At 58.1% G+C, this 13,955-nt stretch carries 12 protein-coding genes; 4 read left to right on the top strand and 8 right to left on the bottom strand.

The window, feature by feature from the left end:
- Positions 1–14: 14 nt before the first annotated feature.
- A complete protein-coding gene (locus GGQ73_RS18905) occupies positions 15–503 on the top strand; it encodes an Lrp/AsnC family transcriptional regulator (RefSeq protein WP_045230318.1) in 489 nt (162 codons plus the stop codon).
- Positions 504–578: 75 nt separating this feature from the next.
- Here the strand turns inward: GGQ73_RS18905 and GGQ73_RS18900 are convergent, their stop codons facing one another.
- The 5 genes from GGQ73_RS18900 to GGQ73_RS18880 all read right to left on the bottom strand — a co-directional run bounded on the left by GGQ73_RS18900 (position 579) and on the right by GGQ73_RS18880 (position 4,427).
- Complete coding sequence (locus GGQ73_RS18900; RefSeq protein ID WP_183897427.1) at positions 579–1,403, bottom strand: class I SAM-dependent DNA methyltransferase; 825 nt, start codon at positions 1,401–1,403, stop codon at positions 579–581.
- Positions 1,404–1,479: 76 nt separating this feature from the next.
- Positions 1,480–1,746: an usg protein gene (locus GGQ73_RS18895; protein ID WP_045230319.1), complete on the bottom strand. Its 267-nt coding sequence runs from the start codon at positions 1,744–1,746 to the stop codon at positions 1,480–1,482.
- Between the two features lie 161 nt (positions 1,747–1,907).
- The gene (locus GGQ73_RS18890; RefSeq protein WP_183897426.1) at positions 1,908–2,738 is read right to left on the bottom strand and encodes an ABC transporter permease; all 831 of its coding nucleotides are present in this window, start codon (positions 2,736–2,738) and stop codon (positions 1,908–1,910) included.
- Positions 2,735–3,538, bottom strand: coding sequence for an ABC transporter permease (locus tag GGQ73_RS18885; RefSeq protein ID WP_183897425.1), 804 nt, complete (start codon positions 3,536–3,538; stop codon positions 2,735–2,737). The genes GGQ73_RS18890 and GGQ73_RS18885 overlap by 4 nt, the downstream gene beginning before the upstream one ends.
- 115 nt (positions 3,539–3,653) lie before the next feature.
- On the bottom strand, positions 3,654–4,427 hold the full coding sequence (locus GGQ73_RS18880; protein ID WP_174153092.1) for an ABC transporter substrate-binding protein: 774 nt from the start codon (positions 4,425–4,427) through the stop codon (positions 3,654–3,656).
- A gap of 340 nt (positions 4,428–4,767) precedes the next feature.
- On the opposite strand from GGQ73_RS18880, the gene GGQ73_RS18875 reads away from it, so the two are divergent.
- On the top strand, positions 4,768–6,942 hold the full coding sequence (locus tag GGQ73_RS18875; protein WP_183897424.1) for an OmpA family protein: 2,175 nt from the start codon (positions 4,768–4,770) through the stop codon (positions 6,940–6,942).
- Positions 6,943–7,014: 72 nt separating this feature from the next.
- On the opposite strand, the gene GGQ73_RS18870 is transcribed toward GGQ73_RS18875, so the two are convergent.
- Together GGQ73_RS18870 and GGQ73_RS18865 are read right to left on the bottom strand one after the other, a co-directional pair.
- Positions 7,015–7,938, bottom strand: coding sequence for a pseudouridine-5'-phosphate glycosidase (locus GGQ73_RS18870; protein WP_183897423.1), 924 nt, complete (start codon positions 7,936–7,938; stop codon positions 7,015–7,017).
- A gap of 30 nt (positions 7,939–7,968) precedes the next feature.
- On the bottom strand, positions 7,969–8,907 hold the full coding sequence (locus GGQ73_RS18865; RefSeq protein WP_183897422.1) for a carbohydrate kinase family protein: 939 nt from the start codon (positions 8,905–8,907) through the stop codon (positions 7,969–7,971).
- 244 nt (positions 8,908–9,151) lie between these two features.
- On the opposite strand from GGQ73_RS18865, the gene recA reads away from it, so the two are divergent.
- Together recA and alaS are read left to right on the top strand one after the other, a co-directional pair.
- A complete protein-coding gene (gene recA / locus GGQ73_RS18860) occupies positions 9,152–10,240 on the top strand; it encodes a recombinase RecA (protein ID WP_042619314.1) in 1,089 nt (362 codons plus the stop codon).
- 193 nt (positions 10,241–10,433) lie between these two features.
- On the top strand, positions 10,434–13,097 hold the full coding sequence (gene alaS, locus GGQ73_RS18855; protein ID WP_183897421.1) for an alanine--tRNA ligase: 2,664 nt from the start codon (positions 10,434–10,436) through the stop codon (positions 13,095–13,097).
- 91 nt (positions 13,098–13,188) lie between these two features.
- Here the strand turns inward: alaS and GGQ73_RS18850 are convergent, their stop codons facing one another.
- Positions 13,189–13,815 (bottom strand): glutathione S-transferase family protein, encoded by a 627-nt coding sequence (locus GGQ73_RS18850; RefSeq protein WP_183897420.1) that lies wholly within the window; start codon positions 13,813–13,815, stop codon positions 13,189–13,191.
- Positions 13,816–13,955 lie beyond the last annotated feature (140 nt).

Here is a 13,955-nt window from a genome sequence, read left to right as displayed (position 1 = left end):
TGGAGGAGAGTAGATTGGACCGTCTCGACCGAAAAATACTACGTATTCTGCAAGAAGACTCCACGCTGGCTGTCGCCGATCTGGCCAAGAAAGTGGGACTTTCCACGACGCCGTGCTGGCGTCGTATCCAGAAAATGGAAGAGGATGGTGTCATCCGCCGCCGCGTGGCCATTCTGGATGCCGCCAAGGTCAACACCAAAGTTACGGTTTTCGTATCGATCCGCACCGCATCCCATTCGATCGAATGGTTGAAGCGCTTTTCCGAGGTCGTTTCCGAGTTTCCTGAAGTCGTCGAGTTCTACCGCATGAGCGGTGACGTGGACTATCTGTTGCGCGTCGTCGTGCCTGACATTGCCGCCTATGACGCCTTCTACAAGCGCATGATCGCCAAGATCGAAATTCGTGACGTGTCGTCCGTCTTCGCTATGGAGCAGATCAAATATACGACCGAGCTGCCGCTGGATTACATGCTTCTGGACAACGCGAAGTCTGGCGAAGAGTGATCTGAACAGGCTCTGCCTCTCAAAGTGGTTTCCCGCACCAGATGCGGGAACCAGCGGTCAAGGCCTTGGGCCGCATCAGCCCTTGAGTTTTGCGATCACGAGATGGCCCGGTGTCGGATGGCCGTCCTGCATGCGAACGTTGATGTCAGTGACTTCGATGATGTCGAAGCCGGTCGCGGCGAGGCGTTCGCGGATATAGGTTTCCGAATGGGCGAAACGCTGGTGGGGGCCGACCATATAGGGGCGACCGGCAAGCGCGTCGTCGGGCAGTGTTTCCGACGAGAAGATGAACAGGCCCCCATCCTCCATATTTTCCGAGGCACCGAAGAAGAGCGGCTCGAGTGCGCCGAGATAGGGCAGGACGTCGGTTGCGGTGATCAGGTCGAAGGGCTCGTCATCGTTGTCTTCCAGGAAGTCTTCGACTTCCGCGACATAGAGCGTCTCGTAGAGGTCTTTCTCGTGGGCGATTTCGACCATGTTTTCCGAGAGGTCAATGCCGGTGATATCGTCGGCCATGTCGCGCAGGGCTTCTCCGGTCAGTCCGGTGCCGCAGCCGAGATCGAGGACGCGCTTGAACGGCCCGAGTTCGAGTGTTTGCAGGCGCTGGCGAACCACCATCGGCACTGCGTAGCCCAACTGTTCCACAAGGATGTCCTCGAAGGCTTCCGCCTGCTGGTCGAACAGGGTTTCGACATAGGCATCCGGTGCCTTGGGCGGCGTTTCACCGCGCCCCATGGAGGCGATGCGGACCGCGGCCCCGCCATGGTCTTCCGGGTCAATTGCCAAAACGTCTTCGTAGGCTTTCACCGCTGCGTCAATGTCACCCGACTTTTCCAGGGCAAGAGCGCGATTATAGGCTTCTGCAAGAGCGTCTTCATCGATCTTCTGGTTTTTGGTCATGGCAGGCATCCGGGTTTTGGCTGAAATCCGAAGCCTGCTTAGTCGCCAATGCCGTCAGGTGCAATCCTTGTTTTGATCAGTGAAGGATGAACTCACCCTTCAGCGACCGCCATTCCTGCGCCGAAATCAGCTGACGGTGAACGTAGCGAACCGAATGGAGAGGGCCGTCCAGCTTTTCCTTCCAGAACTTCAGAAAGCCTTGCATTTCAGGGAAATCTGGCGCGAGATCGTAGTTTTGCCAAAGGTAGGTCTGCAACAGGGTGGGATGATCCGGCATGCGGTAGAGAATTTCGGCTGTGGTCACGCCATAGCCCTTCAACATCATTTCCATGTCTTTGTTCATCGCATCTGCTCCCGTCGTTGGTGGTCGCCGATACCTGATGTGGTATCGACAACCATGGGAACATGACAGGGTTAACCGAACCTTGCCAAAATCGGCGATTGTCACAAAATTCTATTAATTTTCATGGTGTTAGCATCCATCTCTGGAGAGTGCTGCCAGCGCTATCGTATCAGGTGCCGCGTCAGGCGCGCTTCCAGCCATGCCCATGCGTGGCGCAAGATCTCGACCATTGAGAGGTAGAAGATCGCCGCCCAGAGATAGGTTTGGTAATCGAAGGTGCGGGAAAACGCATAGCGGGTCTGGCCCATCAGGTCATAGACGGTGACGATGGAAACGACAGCCGAGCCTTTGATCATCAGAATGATTTCATTGCCATAGGGGCGCAGTGCCACGATGAGGGCTTGCGGTAGTACGACTTTCCAGAACGTAACGCCCTTGGAAATACCAAGCGACGCTGCCCCTTCGAGCTGGCCTTTTGGAACGCTCTGGATCGCCCCGCGCAGGATTTCGGCCTGATAGGCGGCGGTGTTGAGCGTGAGCGACAGGAGACCGCAATACCATGCCTCGCGGAAAAACCACCAAAGGCCAACTGTTTCCATCTGCGGTCGGAAACTTCCCAGGCCGTAATAGATGAGAAAGAGTTGTGCCAGAAGCGGCGTGCTGCGGAAGACATAGACGTAGGTGTAGGCCAGCGTTCCGATAATGCGGTTTCTCGACATGCGCGCGAACGCCAACGGCAGCGATAGCAGCGCGCCCAGCATGATGGAGATGCCGACCAGCGTTATGGTCGTCAGAAGGCCGTCGAGATAGCGCGGGCCGTAGCGCGTGAATTTGTCCACATCCCAATCAGCGATCAGGCTGTAAACGAGACCCAGCGCCAGAAGCAACCACAGGCTCGAGAATCCTACGCCGACGATCTTTGAGAGCGACAGCGGCTTGGCGGCGGCGGGCGGGGCAGGGCGCGCCGCAATGAGGTGCTCGGCGTGGCTCATCGGCGCGCCTCCGAACGGCGCGACCACCGGTCGATGAAACCGAGGCCGAAGGATGAGATCAGGGCGAGCATGAGATAAAGCAGGCAGGCAATACCGTAGAAGAAGAAGGCTTCCTTGCTGACGCGGGCTGCGATGCCCGTTTGTCTCAGAATGTCAGAGAGACCGATGATCGAGACGTAGGACGTGTCCTTCAGCAGAATCATCCAAAGGTTCGTCATGCCGGGCAGGGCGATGCGGACCAGTTGCGGGATGATGATGAGGACCATGGTGCGGCTGCGCGGCAGCCCAAGCGCATCGCCTGCCTCATACTGCCCTTTGGGAATGGCGCGAAACGCAGACAGCAGGACTTCCGATGCGTAAGACGAAAAGACCACCGAAAGCGCAATCATGCCCGCAACGAAAGCGTTGATTTCGATGGGACCGGTGAAGCCGATATAGCCACCGATGGACTGCAACAGCATCTGGATGCCATAGTAGACGATGAACAGCGTCAGCAATTCGGGCAGGCCGCGAAAAATCGTGGTGTAAATGCCAGCAGCAAGCCTCAGCGACTTTTCGCTGGATTGGGCTGCAAGGGCAATGAGGAAGCCGAGAGTGAGGCCAACGGGCAGGGTTGCGAGTGCGACCGACATGGTGATCTTGACGCCGAAAGCGATTTCATCGCCCCAGCCCGCATCGCCACAGGCGACGAGCGTGCCGTTGCCAAAAAGGGAGAAGATGCCGACCGGCCCGCAAAAGGGATCGAAGAGATACGTCAGATAGGTCCAGAACGAACCTACGGCGGAAAATGCTCCGCTCATGCCAATTTCCCCTGCGGTCTTTGCCGCTTGCTTCGTATTGTTTTATGATTGTGTTTTCAAACAAAAATGGCGGAAGGGCAAGCCTTCCGCCACGATATTTCAACAGAACAACCGCTTACTTGCCGTAGGCGTCAAACTCAAAGTACTTGTCGTTGATCTTCTTATATTCGCCGTTGGCGCGAATGGCGGCAATTGCAGCCGTGAACTTGTCAGCCAGCGCGGTATCGCCCTTGCGAACAGCGATGCCTGCTCCCATGCCGTTGATGGCTTCATCAACCGGCATCGGCGTCAGGATTTTGCAGCAAGCGCCTGCATCGGATTTGACCCATTCGGTCAGAACGACGATATCGTCGATGACGCCATCGATACGGCCGTTAGTGATGTCGAGCTTGTATTCGTCAGCTGTCGGATAGAGCTTCAACTCGGAATCAGCCAGATGCTTTTCGGCATAGTTTGCGTGGGTTGTGGAGCCCTGCGCGCCGATCGTCTTGCCTTTGAGGTCCTCGACCGATTTGACTGTGCTGTCCTTCGGTACGGCGATGGCTGGTGGTGTGTTGTAATATTTCTTGGAGAAGTCGACCTTCTCAAGACGTTCCGGCGTGATCGACATGGACGCCACGATGGCGTCGAACTTCTTCGACTGAAGGGCGGGGATGATGCCGTCCCAATCATTGGTGACGAAGGTGCACTCGGTCTTCATTTCAACGCAAAGTGCCTTGGCGATGTCGATGTCGAAGCCGGTCAGCGTGCCGTCTGCTTCAAGAACGTTGAAGGGTGGGTAGGCGCCTTCCGTGCCGATGACCAGCTTGTCCTGCGCCATGGCGGCACCGGAGAACAGCGAGATAGCAGCAATGGATGCTGCTGCAAGCAGACGGGTGGAAATACGCATTGAGATCCTCTCTTTCGGCGTGTCTGCCGCACGGTTTGTTTGTTTTTTCCGTGCGGGAATGTGTCGCGAGACCACCTTGCCTCAAGTGCTGTTGGCCGCGCTTGGCGGATAGTCTTATCCTTGTCTAAGAAATGCAACCCTAATCGTTTCGCACTGCACAGAACGCCACAAACAGTTCACGAAAAGGCCTTTATCTGTTCATTTCCGGTACACAACAGCTCCTTCATCATCGGAACTTCACTGCCATCCGCGCGTTGTTCACCGCCCGTATGTGCAGAAACATTTTGTAAAAATGCCGTGGGACAAGCGGCACATGACTATTTTTAGGCGAGGAACTATGATGCTCAAGAAAAACAAGCTGCTGACCGGGGTGGTTTTCCCCCTTATGTCGTTTGCGATTGCGGCGGAACCCGCTCTCGCCGTGTCCGGTGGTGCAGCCCAATTCATGTCTCCCCCCGCCGTTGTCAGGGCGGATGGTGTACCCGTGCTTTTGGCCCAGGCGGAACCCTCTGCGGAAGAGCCTTTAAAGAAGCGTCAGGCGGAACAGCAACCCGAAGAGCCGAAAGCTGAAAAGCCGCGTGGCGAGGAACCAAAGGCTGAAAAGCCTGCGGAAGAAGCGCCGCGGCAAAGCAAAGAAGAGGCGCCGGCACCACGTCGTGAAGCAGCACCGGAAAGCGCAGGCGAACCTCAGAAAGAACCAGAGCGGCCCGCGCGCGGTGAGGCGAAGCCCGATGCTGCACCCGCAGAAGCCCAGCCTGAACAGCAGCGCCGGGCGCAGCAGCCAGCGACCGAAGGCGAGGCTCGCCCCGAGCGCCCGCGTCGCGATGCTCAGCCGGACGCCGCACCAGCGCAGGCTCAGCCCGAGCAGCAGCAGGAGCGTCCGCGTCGTCAGCAGGGTGAGCAGAAGCCAGCCGCAGAGGGTGAGCAGAAGCCGCGTCCAGACGGCGAGCGTCCGCGTGCGGCCCAGGAACCAGCGCCCGCTGCCGGAGAAGCAAATCCTGAGAAGCCAGCCGTTCCCGGCAAAAAGCCAGCAGCACCTGAACCCGATGCCAAGGCCGCTCCGGTTCCAACCGAGCCAACGACGCCCGGCCGTTCGCCAAAGCCTGCCGAACAGCCAAACCCTGCACCTGGCCAGCAGCCATCCGAGCAGCCCCGCCCGCCACGTGGCGCAGTGGGTGAACAGCCGCCATTGCCCGATGCCGCACCGAAACTCGAAAACGGCGCAGCCACAGGACAGGCGCCTGCAGGTGAACCTGTACCGCAGCAGATTGTGACCCCGCAGCAGGAGGCTCCCGCTTCCACGAAGCAGGAACTGGACAGGGCTCGCGCGGTTGCCAAGGACCCATCCCAGTCGGCCGACACGGTCATTCTGCCTGTCGACAAGGGTGCAGCTGTTCTCGATAGTGACAAGGAAGCCGAACGCTCTGGCAACCAGCAGTCACGCAACCAGCGCCGTCAGGAACGTGAAGCCGTTCAGGATTACAAGGTGCCAACATCGGACGCTGAAGCACAATCGGTCGCGCGTGGCAGCAACCCCGCGCCGCAAATCAACATTCAGGCAATTACCAACATTCAAGGTGAGCGGATCAACGAACGCCCTGACTATGATCGCCCTGAGGGTGTGCGTGAATGGCAGCCGCGTGACATGCCACGCGGTGGACCACGGGATCGCGACATGGGCGACCGCGTCTTCATGCAGTACGGTGACCGCGTCGTCGTTCGCGGCAATGATAACGACCGCTTCATTCGCGATGGTGCCAAGCCGTACTACGAACGACTGCCGGACGATCGTTACCGCGAAACGGTGGAACGTTCCGATGGCACGCAGGTCGTGACTGTGCGCAACCGCTATGGCGACGTCATCCAGCGTTCGCGCATCGACAGCCGTGGACGTGAATATGTGCTGTTCTATGCACCGGAACTTGTCGATCAGCCAGACCGCGAATATGTCTATCGCGACCCTGGCCTCGATCTGCCCCCGATGCGCCTGCGTATTCCGGTCGACGACTACATTATCGACACCTCCAGCGAACCGGACCGCGACTATTACCGCTTCCTCGAGCAGCCGCCAGTCGAACCCGTCGAGCGCGTCTACACGATGGATGAGGTACGCTACTCCGCTCGTATCCGTGACAAGGTTCGCCGTATCGACCTCGATACGATCACCTTTGCGACCGGCAGTGCGGAAATTCCGATGAGCCAGGCGCAGTCATTGCGGAAGGTAGCAGATGCGATCGGCAAGGTTCTGAAGAACAACCCTGCGGAAACCTTCCTGATCGAAGGTCATACGGATGCGGTCGGCAACGATGAAAGCAACCTCGTCCTCTCCGACGAGCGCGCTGCATCCGTCGCCAACGTCATGACGGATGTCTACGGCATTCCGCCGGAAAATCTGACGACGCAGGGTTACGGCGAGCGTTTCCTCAAGGTCCAGACGCTCGGCCCTTCGCAGGAAAATCGTCGTGTGACGATCCGCCGTATCACGTCGCTCGTGAAGCCTGTCGCTCAGAACTGACTGGCTCACGCCAATAAAAAGCCCGGAAACCGAGAGGTTTCCGGGCTTTGTTTTTTTTGAACGTGTGTAACCTCAAGCGAGGGCGACAGCGATCTCGGCTGCAAGGCGGGCGTTGTTGCGCACCAGGGCAATATTCGTTTCCAGGCTGCGGCCCTCGGTAATATCGAAGATTTTTGACAGGAGATAAGGCGTCACGGCCTTGCCGGCAATCTCGTCCTCCTCAGCGTGAGACAAAGCGCGGGTGATGTAGATTTCCATCTCTTCGCTGGAAATCTCGTCCTCTTCCGGAACGGGGTTGGCAATCAGCATGCCGCCATCGATGCCCAGCTGTTCACGCGTGGATTGGAAGTTGGCAATTGCAGCCGGGCTGTTAAGAGACAGCGGGCTCTTGAGGCCCGATGCGCGTGACCAGAATGCCGGAAACTCCGTCGATCCGAAGGTGACGACCGGGACGCCGTTTGTTTCCAGCACTTCGAGGGTCTTGGGCACATCGAGAATGGCTTTGGCGCCTGCGCAAACAACGATGACAGCGGTTCTGGCAAGTTCGGTGAGATCTGCGGAAATATCGAAGCTTGTCTCTGCGCCGCGATGGACGCCGCCGATGCCGCCGGTCGCAAAGACCTTGATACCCGCATGCTCTGCCGCGATCATCGTGGCGGCAACCGTCGTTGCACCCGTGCGGCGTTCTGCGATCGCGAAGGCGATATCGGCGCGCGACACTTTCATGGCATCGGTCGTTTGCGCCAGTGCCTCGAGTTCATGCTTTTCGAGGCCGATATGCAAGGTGCCGTGGATGACGGCGATGGTGGCAGGAACTGCACCTTGATCGCGGATGATCTGCTCGACGCTTTCCGCCATCTGGATATTGCCGGGGTAGGGCATGCCGTGGGTGATGATGGTGGATTCGAGCGCGACGATGGGCGCGCCGCGCTGCTTGGCGGCGGCGACTTCGGTCGAATAGGCGATGGGCAAAAGCTGGCTCGTGGATTTTGTCATTGGTTCTTCCGATCTATTTCAAAGGTCTCTTCACAACATTTCCGGTGCTGGCACAAGGTGCAGCATTGCGCGCAGACTTTGGTCGTTCAATTCTTCGGCTGTGGCGCTCACGGACTGGACGGTGATGGCTGCAGCGGCAGCGCCCCAGCGCAACGCTTGCGATGGAGGCTGGCCATGGGTGATCGCTGCCAGATAACCTGACGCCATGGCGTCGCCAGCACCCGTCACATCGCGTACGGCTTCGATCAGCGGCGGATGGAGGAGGGCGGTTTCCCGTTCGGAGAAAGCAACGACGCGGCGTGCACCGCTGGTAACGACGCCGCCCCGAAGGCCGATGTCTTTCAGGCGCTGCGGCCACTCCCGCACGTCTCTCACGCTCTGCCCGGTCAGCGCCTTTGCTTCAGCCTCGTTCATGAAGAGCATGTCGATATCCTGCAAGGCAGCTCTCAGTCTTGCGACCTTGGCAGGCGATATGGCGATGGCGGCCAAAGGCTTTTCACAGGCACGCGCGGCAATACCGATCGCCTGCAACGTATCTTGCGGAAGGTTGGCATCACACAGGATGACGTCTGTCGCCATGATCGCGTCTCGAACGGCGCGCACCCGCAGGCGACGCGGCGTAAAGAGTCTGTAGAGGTCCATATCCGCGATGGCGATCACAAGATTGCCGTCGCGCTCCAGGATGGCGGTGTAACTCGGCGTGCGGCGATCCAGAAATGTAAACGGCGTGTCTTCGACGCCCGCGTCGCGCGCCGCCGCCGATACGGTCTCGCCATTGGCATCGCCGCCGCGCGGCGCGATGATCCTGACGGTGAAACCGAGACGCGAGAGGTTGCGAGCCGCGTTGAACCCGCCGCCGCCCGCCTCTTCCATCCATGCGCCGGGATTGCTGGCACCGGCTATGGTCTCGGCTTCTATCATGCCTCGCCGGTCAATGTGGGCGCCGCCCAGAACGAGTATTTTCTTCACATCAACTTCCTCTGCGGATCGGTCACATGGCTTCCGATTCGTGCATTTTCACTGTTCAAAACACGGTCGTACCAGCCATTTTCTTCAACAGGCGAAAAGAAAAACAAAAGTAGAACAAAGGACTTATCCATATTTGTTTTCAATATGATGATGGCTCCTTGTGAAATGAGAACAAATAAAGTACAAAACGGCCATAGAGAGCTTCATTGCCTGTGCGGCTTCAATAACCTAAAGGTGGTTCCAGATGGCACAAAATTCTTTGCGTCTTGTAGAGGACAAAGCAGTGGATAAAAGCAAGGCACTGGAAGCGGCGCTTTCCCAGATCGAACGTTCGTTCGGCAAGGGATCGATCATGAAGCTCGGTTCCAATGAAAGTATCGTTGAGGTCGAGACCGTTTCTACAGGGTCGCTCAGCCTCGATGTCGCACTTGGCATTGGCGGTTTGCCCAAGGGCCGCATCATCGAAATTTATGGACCGGAAAGTTCCGGTAAGACAACGTTGGCGTTGCAGACGATTGCGGAAGCGCAGAAAAAGGGCGGCATTTGCGCCTTCGTGGATGCCGAGCATGCGCTCGATCCGGTCTATGCCCGCAAGCTGGGCGTTGACCTTCATAACCTGCTGATCTCGCAGCCTGATACGGGTGAACAGGCGCTCGAAATCACCGACACGCTGGTGCGTTCCGGTGCGGTCGATGTTCTTGTTATCGATTCTGTTGCGGCGTTGACGCCGCGTGCGGAAATTGAAGGCGAGATGGGCGATAGCCTTCCGGGCCTCCAGGCCCGGTTGATGAGCCAGGCGCTGCGCAAGCTGACGGCGTCCATTTCCAAATCGAAGACGATGGTCATCTTCATCAACCAGATCCGTATGAAGATCGGTATTTCCTACGGTTCGCCCGAAGTGACGACTGGCGGCAATGCACTGAAGTTCTACGCATCGGTTCGCCTTGATATTCGCCGCATCGGCGCGGTCAAGGACCGCGAAGAGGTTGTCGGCAACCAGACCCGCGTCAAGGTCGTCAAGAACAAGATGGCCCCTCCCTTCAAGCAGGTCGAGTTCGACATCATGTATGGCGAAGGCGTTTCGAAGACCGGCGAGTTGGTGGATCTGGGCGTGAAGGCTGGTCTCGTCGAAAAGGCGGGTGCTTGGTTCTCCTACAAGAGCCAACGTCTGGGGCAGGGCCGAGAGAACGCGAAAACGTTCCTCAAGGAAAATCCGGCCGTTGCTGAGGAAATCGAATTGGCATTGCGCCAGAATGCCGGTTTGATCGCTGAGAAGTTCCTCCAGAATGGTGGACCTGAAGCGGATGCCGATGGCGTCGATCCTGACGCTTGATCCGGCTTTGCCGAACCTTAGGTTGAGGCAGTATTTGAACGTTTGAACATCAAAGGCCGTGCGATTGTGTCGCGCGGCCTTTATTTGTGCCGTAACGCCGCCCTCTTTGGCTGGACAGGCAGGATGGTGAACGATAAAAGCCAGTGTTTTTTATGCTATGGCAGCGTGATCGCGTGGAAATGAAGGACTTCTTATGAGCGGTGTAAACGAGATCCGGTCGACCTTCCTCGACTACTTCAAGAAGAACGGCCACGAGATCGTGCCATCCAGCCCGCTCGTTCCGCGCAACGACCCGACGCTGATGTTTACCAATGCCGGCATGGTCCAGTTCAAGAACGTTTTTACAGGTCTTGAGAGCCGCCCGTACTCTACGGCTGCGTCGTCTCAGAAATGCGTGCGCGCCGGTGGCAAGCATAATGACCTCGACAATGTTGGCTATACCGCCCGTCACCACACCTTCTTTGAAATGCTCGGCAATTTCTCCTTTGGTGATTACTTCAAGGAAGAGGCGATTACCCACGCCTGGAACCTGATCACCGGTGAATTCGGCATCGATAAGAACCGCCTGCTGGTCACTGTTTATCACACAGACGACGAGGCCTTTAACCTGTGGAAGAAGATTGCCGGGTTCTCCGATGATCGCATCATTCGCATCCCAACCAGCGACAATTTCTGGGCGATGGGCGATACCGGCCCTTGTGGTCCCTGTTCGGAAATCTTTTACGACCATGGCGACCATATCTGGGGTGGACCTCCAGGCTCTGCCGATGAAGACGGCGACCGGTTCATCGAAATCTGGAACCTCGTCTTCATGCAGTATGAGCAGGTGACGAAGGACGAGCGCATCGACCTGCCGCGCCCATCCATCGATACCGGAATGGGCCTCGAGCGTATTTCCGCGCTGCTTCAGGGCAAGCACGACAATTACGATACGGACCTGTTCCGGGCACTGATTTCCGCTTCCGTGGAAGCGACCGGCGTTCCAGCCGAAGGTGAAAACCGTGCGAGCCATCGCATCATCGCCGATCATTTGCGCTCCACCGCGTTCCTGATTGCCGATGGCGTTCTGCCGTCGAACGAAGGTCGCGGCTACGTTCTGCGCCGCATCATGCGCCGTGCCATGCGTCACGCCGAATTGCTGGGTTCGCGCGAGCCGTTGATCTGGACGTTGCTACCAGCCCTTATCCAGCAGATGGGCCGCGCCTATCCCGAACTGGTACGCGCTGAAGCGCTGATTTCCGAGACGCTGAAGCTGGAAGAAACCCGTTTCCGCAAGACGCTCGCTCGTGGCCTGACGCTGTTGTCCGATGCAACATCTACCCTCCACAAGGGCGATATGCTGGATGGCGAAACTGCCTTCAAGCTTCACGACACCTATGGCTTTCCGCTTGATTTGACGCAGGACGCGCTTCGCGCCCGTGAAATCGGCGTCGACGTCTCAGGTTTTACCGAGGCTATGGAACGGCAGAAGGCTGAGGCTCGGTCGCACTGGACGGGTTCCGGCGACAGGGCCACAGAAACCGTGTGGTTCGAGCTTAAGGAGAAGCACGGCGCGACGGAGTTTCTCGGCTACGATACAGAGACCGCAGAGGGCGTCGTTTTGGCTATCGTCAAGGATGGCAAGGCGGTGGAAAGTGCGACCGAGGGCGAGACCGTTCAGATTGTTGTCAACCAGACGCCGTTCTATGGCGAGTCCGGTGGCCAGATGGGTGATACCGGCATTATCGCCTCCGACGAGGGCACCTTCACGGTGACCGATACGCACAAGAAGGGCGAAGGCCTGTTTTCGCATATCGGCACGATAGCAAAGGGTGGCCTGAAGGTCGGCGACGAGGTTGAGCTGACCGTCGATCACGACCGCCGGTCGCGCCTGCGTGCCAACCATTCCGCAACGCATCTGTTGCACGAAGCGCTCCGCGAAGTTCTTGGCACGCACGTCGCCCAGAAGGGGTCTCTGGTTGCACCGGAACGCCTGCGCTTCGACGTGTCTCACCCCAAGCCCATGTCATCAGAGGAGTTGAAGATCGTTGAGGATATGGCAAACGAGATCATCCTTCAGAACTCGCCCGTCGTGACCCGTCTGATGAGCGTCGACGATGCCATTGCCGAAGGCGCCATGGCTCTGTTTGGCGAGAAATATGGCGATGAAGTTCGTGTTGTATCCATGGGCACAGGCATTCATGGTGCCAAGGCAAACCGTCCTTACTCCGTCGAGCTTTGCGGTGGCACGCATGTTGCGGCGACCGGCCAGATCGGTCTCGTGCGCGTTCTGGGCGATAGCGCTGTGAGTGCCGGTGTACGCCGTATCGAAGCGGTGACTGGCGCCGGGGCTCTGGCCTATCTGGCCGAACAGGATGAACGTGTCAAAGCGCTGGCGTCATCGCTGAAGGTTCAACCTTCCGAGGTCCTGACCCGCGTCGAAAGCCTTGTTGATGAGCGCAAGAAACTGGAACGTGAGCTGACGGAAGCCCGCCGGAAGCTGGCCATGGGCGGCGGTTCGGCTGAGGGTTCTGCTGGCGATGTGAAAGACATCGGCGGCGTGAAGTTTCTTGCCAAGTCGTTGTCTGGCATCGATGCGAAGGACCTCAAAAGCTTGGCAGACGAAGCCAAGACCGGTTTGGGTTCCGGTGTCGTGTTGCTGATCGCCGTGTCTGACGATGGCAAGGCCAGCGCTGTGGCTGCCGTGACCGAGGACCTGACGTCGCGCTTCAGTGCGGTTGACCTCGTGCGAGCCGCGTCTGCCGCTTTGGGCGGTAAAGGCGGCGGTGGTCGGCCTGATATGGCGCAGGCCGGTGGTCCGGATGGCGCAAAGGCCAGCGAAGCAATCGAGGCTGTCGCTGCGGCGTTGGCGGGCTGATCCTGCGAATACGAAGTGGGCTTCTGCCCACTTAGCCCCGAGAGATAAGAGGGGCGTTGGTTCAGGCTGACCTCGTTAGATTATAGGTGCTCTACATGGCGGTACGATGGGCGTTTGCCGCGTCCGTGTCTATCTTCGTTGCACGCTGATAGGCAGGACGTTCGTGAAGATCTTTGAGATACTCCATAAAACGTCCGCGTCTCTCGAGGCTCCCGAACTGTATACCCCAGATGATCTGTGATCCGACGTAGACATCGGCAGCCGTAAACTGATCGCCCGCGATGAAGCGGTTCGCCTTCAGACCATGTTCGAGCGCATCCAGCACATCGCGATGGGCGCCGCAGCCAGCCATGCGCTCTTTATCGGGGGTGATGTCAAAGCCAAGGGCTCGAGTGGTCGAGCTCATTTCAAGCGGGCCGGCTGCAAAGAAAAACCAGCGATAATAGTTGCCACGGTCCGTGGTCGGTGGTGCAAGCCCCGCCTCGGGAAAGGCGTCAGCCAGGTAAGCACAGATTGCAGCCGATTCGGTGACCACCGTATCGCCATGCCTGATGGCGGGAACCTTGCCCATGGGATTGATACGCTTGTAGGCGTCGGACTTCATCGCACTACCATATCCCAGATATTCCGTTTTGTACGGTGCCCCGGTTTCTTCGAGCATCCAGCGGACGATACGACCACGTGACATGGGGTTGGTGTAGAATATCAGTTCACTCATAGTTTGCGTCTCCCTCGTTAGCGCCGTTTTCCTCAGGATGCGTTTTGCGCCCGTCGTGCGAGGCAATCAAGATATTGCCGGTGCGCAAAAGAAAACCCGGCGTGAGGGCCGGGTTTTCGTGTTCAAAGGTTAGGGCTGTC

It is taken from the genome of Rhizobium skierniewicense, assembly GCF_014196515.1.
Classification (GTDB): domain Bacteria; phylum Pseudomonadota; class Alphaproteobacteria; order Rhizobiales; family Rhizobiaceae; genus Agrobacterium; species Agrobacterium skierniewicense.
This window is presented reverse-complemented; position numbering and strand designations above follow the sequence as displayed.

Excerpts from the sequence above, each read along its gene's own strand:
- GGQ73_RS18875 (WP_183897424.1), top strand. The coding sequence starts at position 4,768 with ATGCTCAAGAAAAACAAGCTGCTGACCGGGGTGGTTTTCCCCCTTATG.
- GGQ73_RS18895 (WP_045230319.1), bottom strand. The coding sequence starts at position 1,746 with ATGAACAAAGACATGGAAATGATGTTGAAGGGCTATGGCGTGACCACA.
- GGQ73_RS18890 (WP_183897426.1), bottom strand. The coding sequence starts at position 2,738 with ATGAGCCACGCCGAGCACCTCATTGCGGCGCGCCCTGCCCCGCCCGCC.
- GGQ73_RS18880 (WP_174153092.1), bottom strand. The coding sequence starts at position 4,427 with ATGCGTATTTCCACCCGTCTGCTTGCAGCAGCATCCATTGCTGCTATC.
- GGQ73_RS18870 (WP_183897423.1), bottom strand. The coding sequence starts at position 7,938 with ATGACAAAATCCACGAGCCAGCTTTTGCCCATCGCCTATTCGACCGAA.
- GGQ73_RS18850 (WP_183897420.1), bottom strand. The coding sequence starts at position 13,815 with ATGAGTGAACTGATATTCTACACCAACCCCATGTCACGTGGTCGTATC.
- GGQ73_RS18885 (WP_183897425.1), bottom strand. The coding sequence starts at position 3,538 with ATGAGCGGAGCATTTTCCGCCGTAGGTTCGTTCTGGACCTATCTGACG.
- recA (WP_042619314.1), top strand. The coding sequence starts at position 9,152 with ATGGCACAAAATTCTTTGCGTCTTGTAGAGGACAAAGCAGTGGATAAA.
- GGQ73_RS18900 (WP_183897427.1), bottom strand. The coding sequence starts at position 1,403 with ATGACCAAAAACCAGAAGATCGATGAAGACGCTCTTGCAGAAGCCTAT.
- alaS (WP_183897421.1), top strand. The coding sequence starts at position 10,434 with ATGAGCGGTGTAAACGAGATCCGGTCGACCTTCCTCGACTACTTCAAG.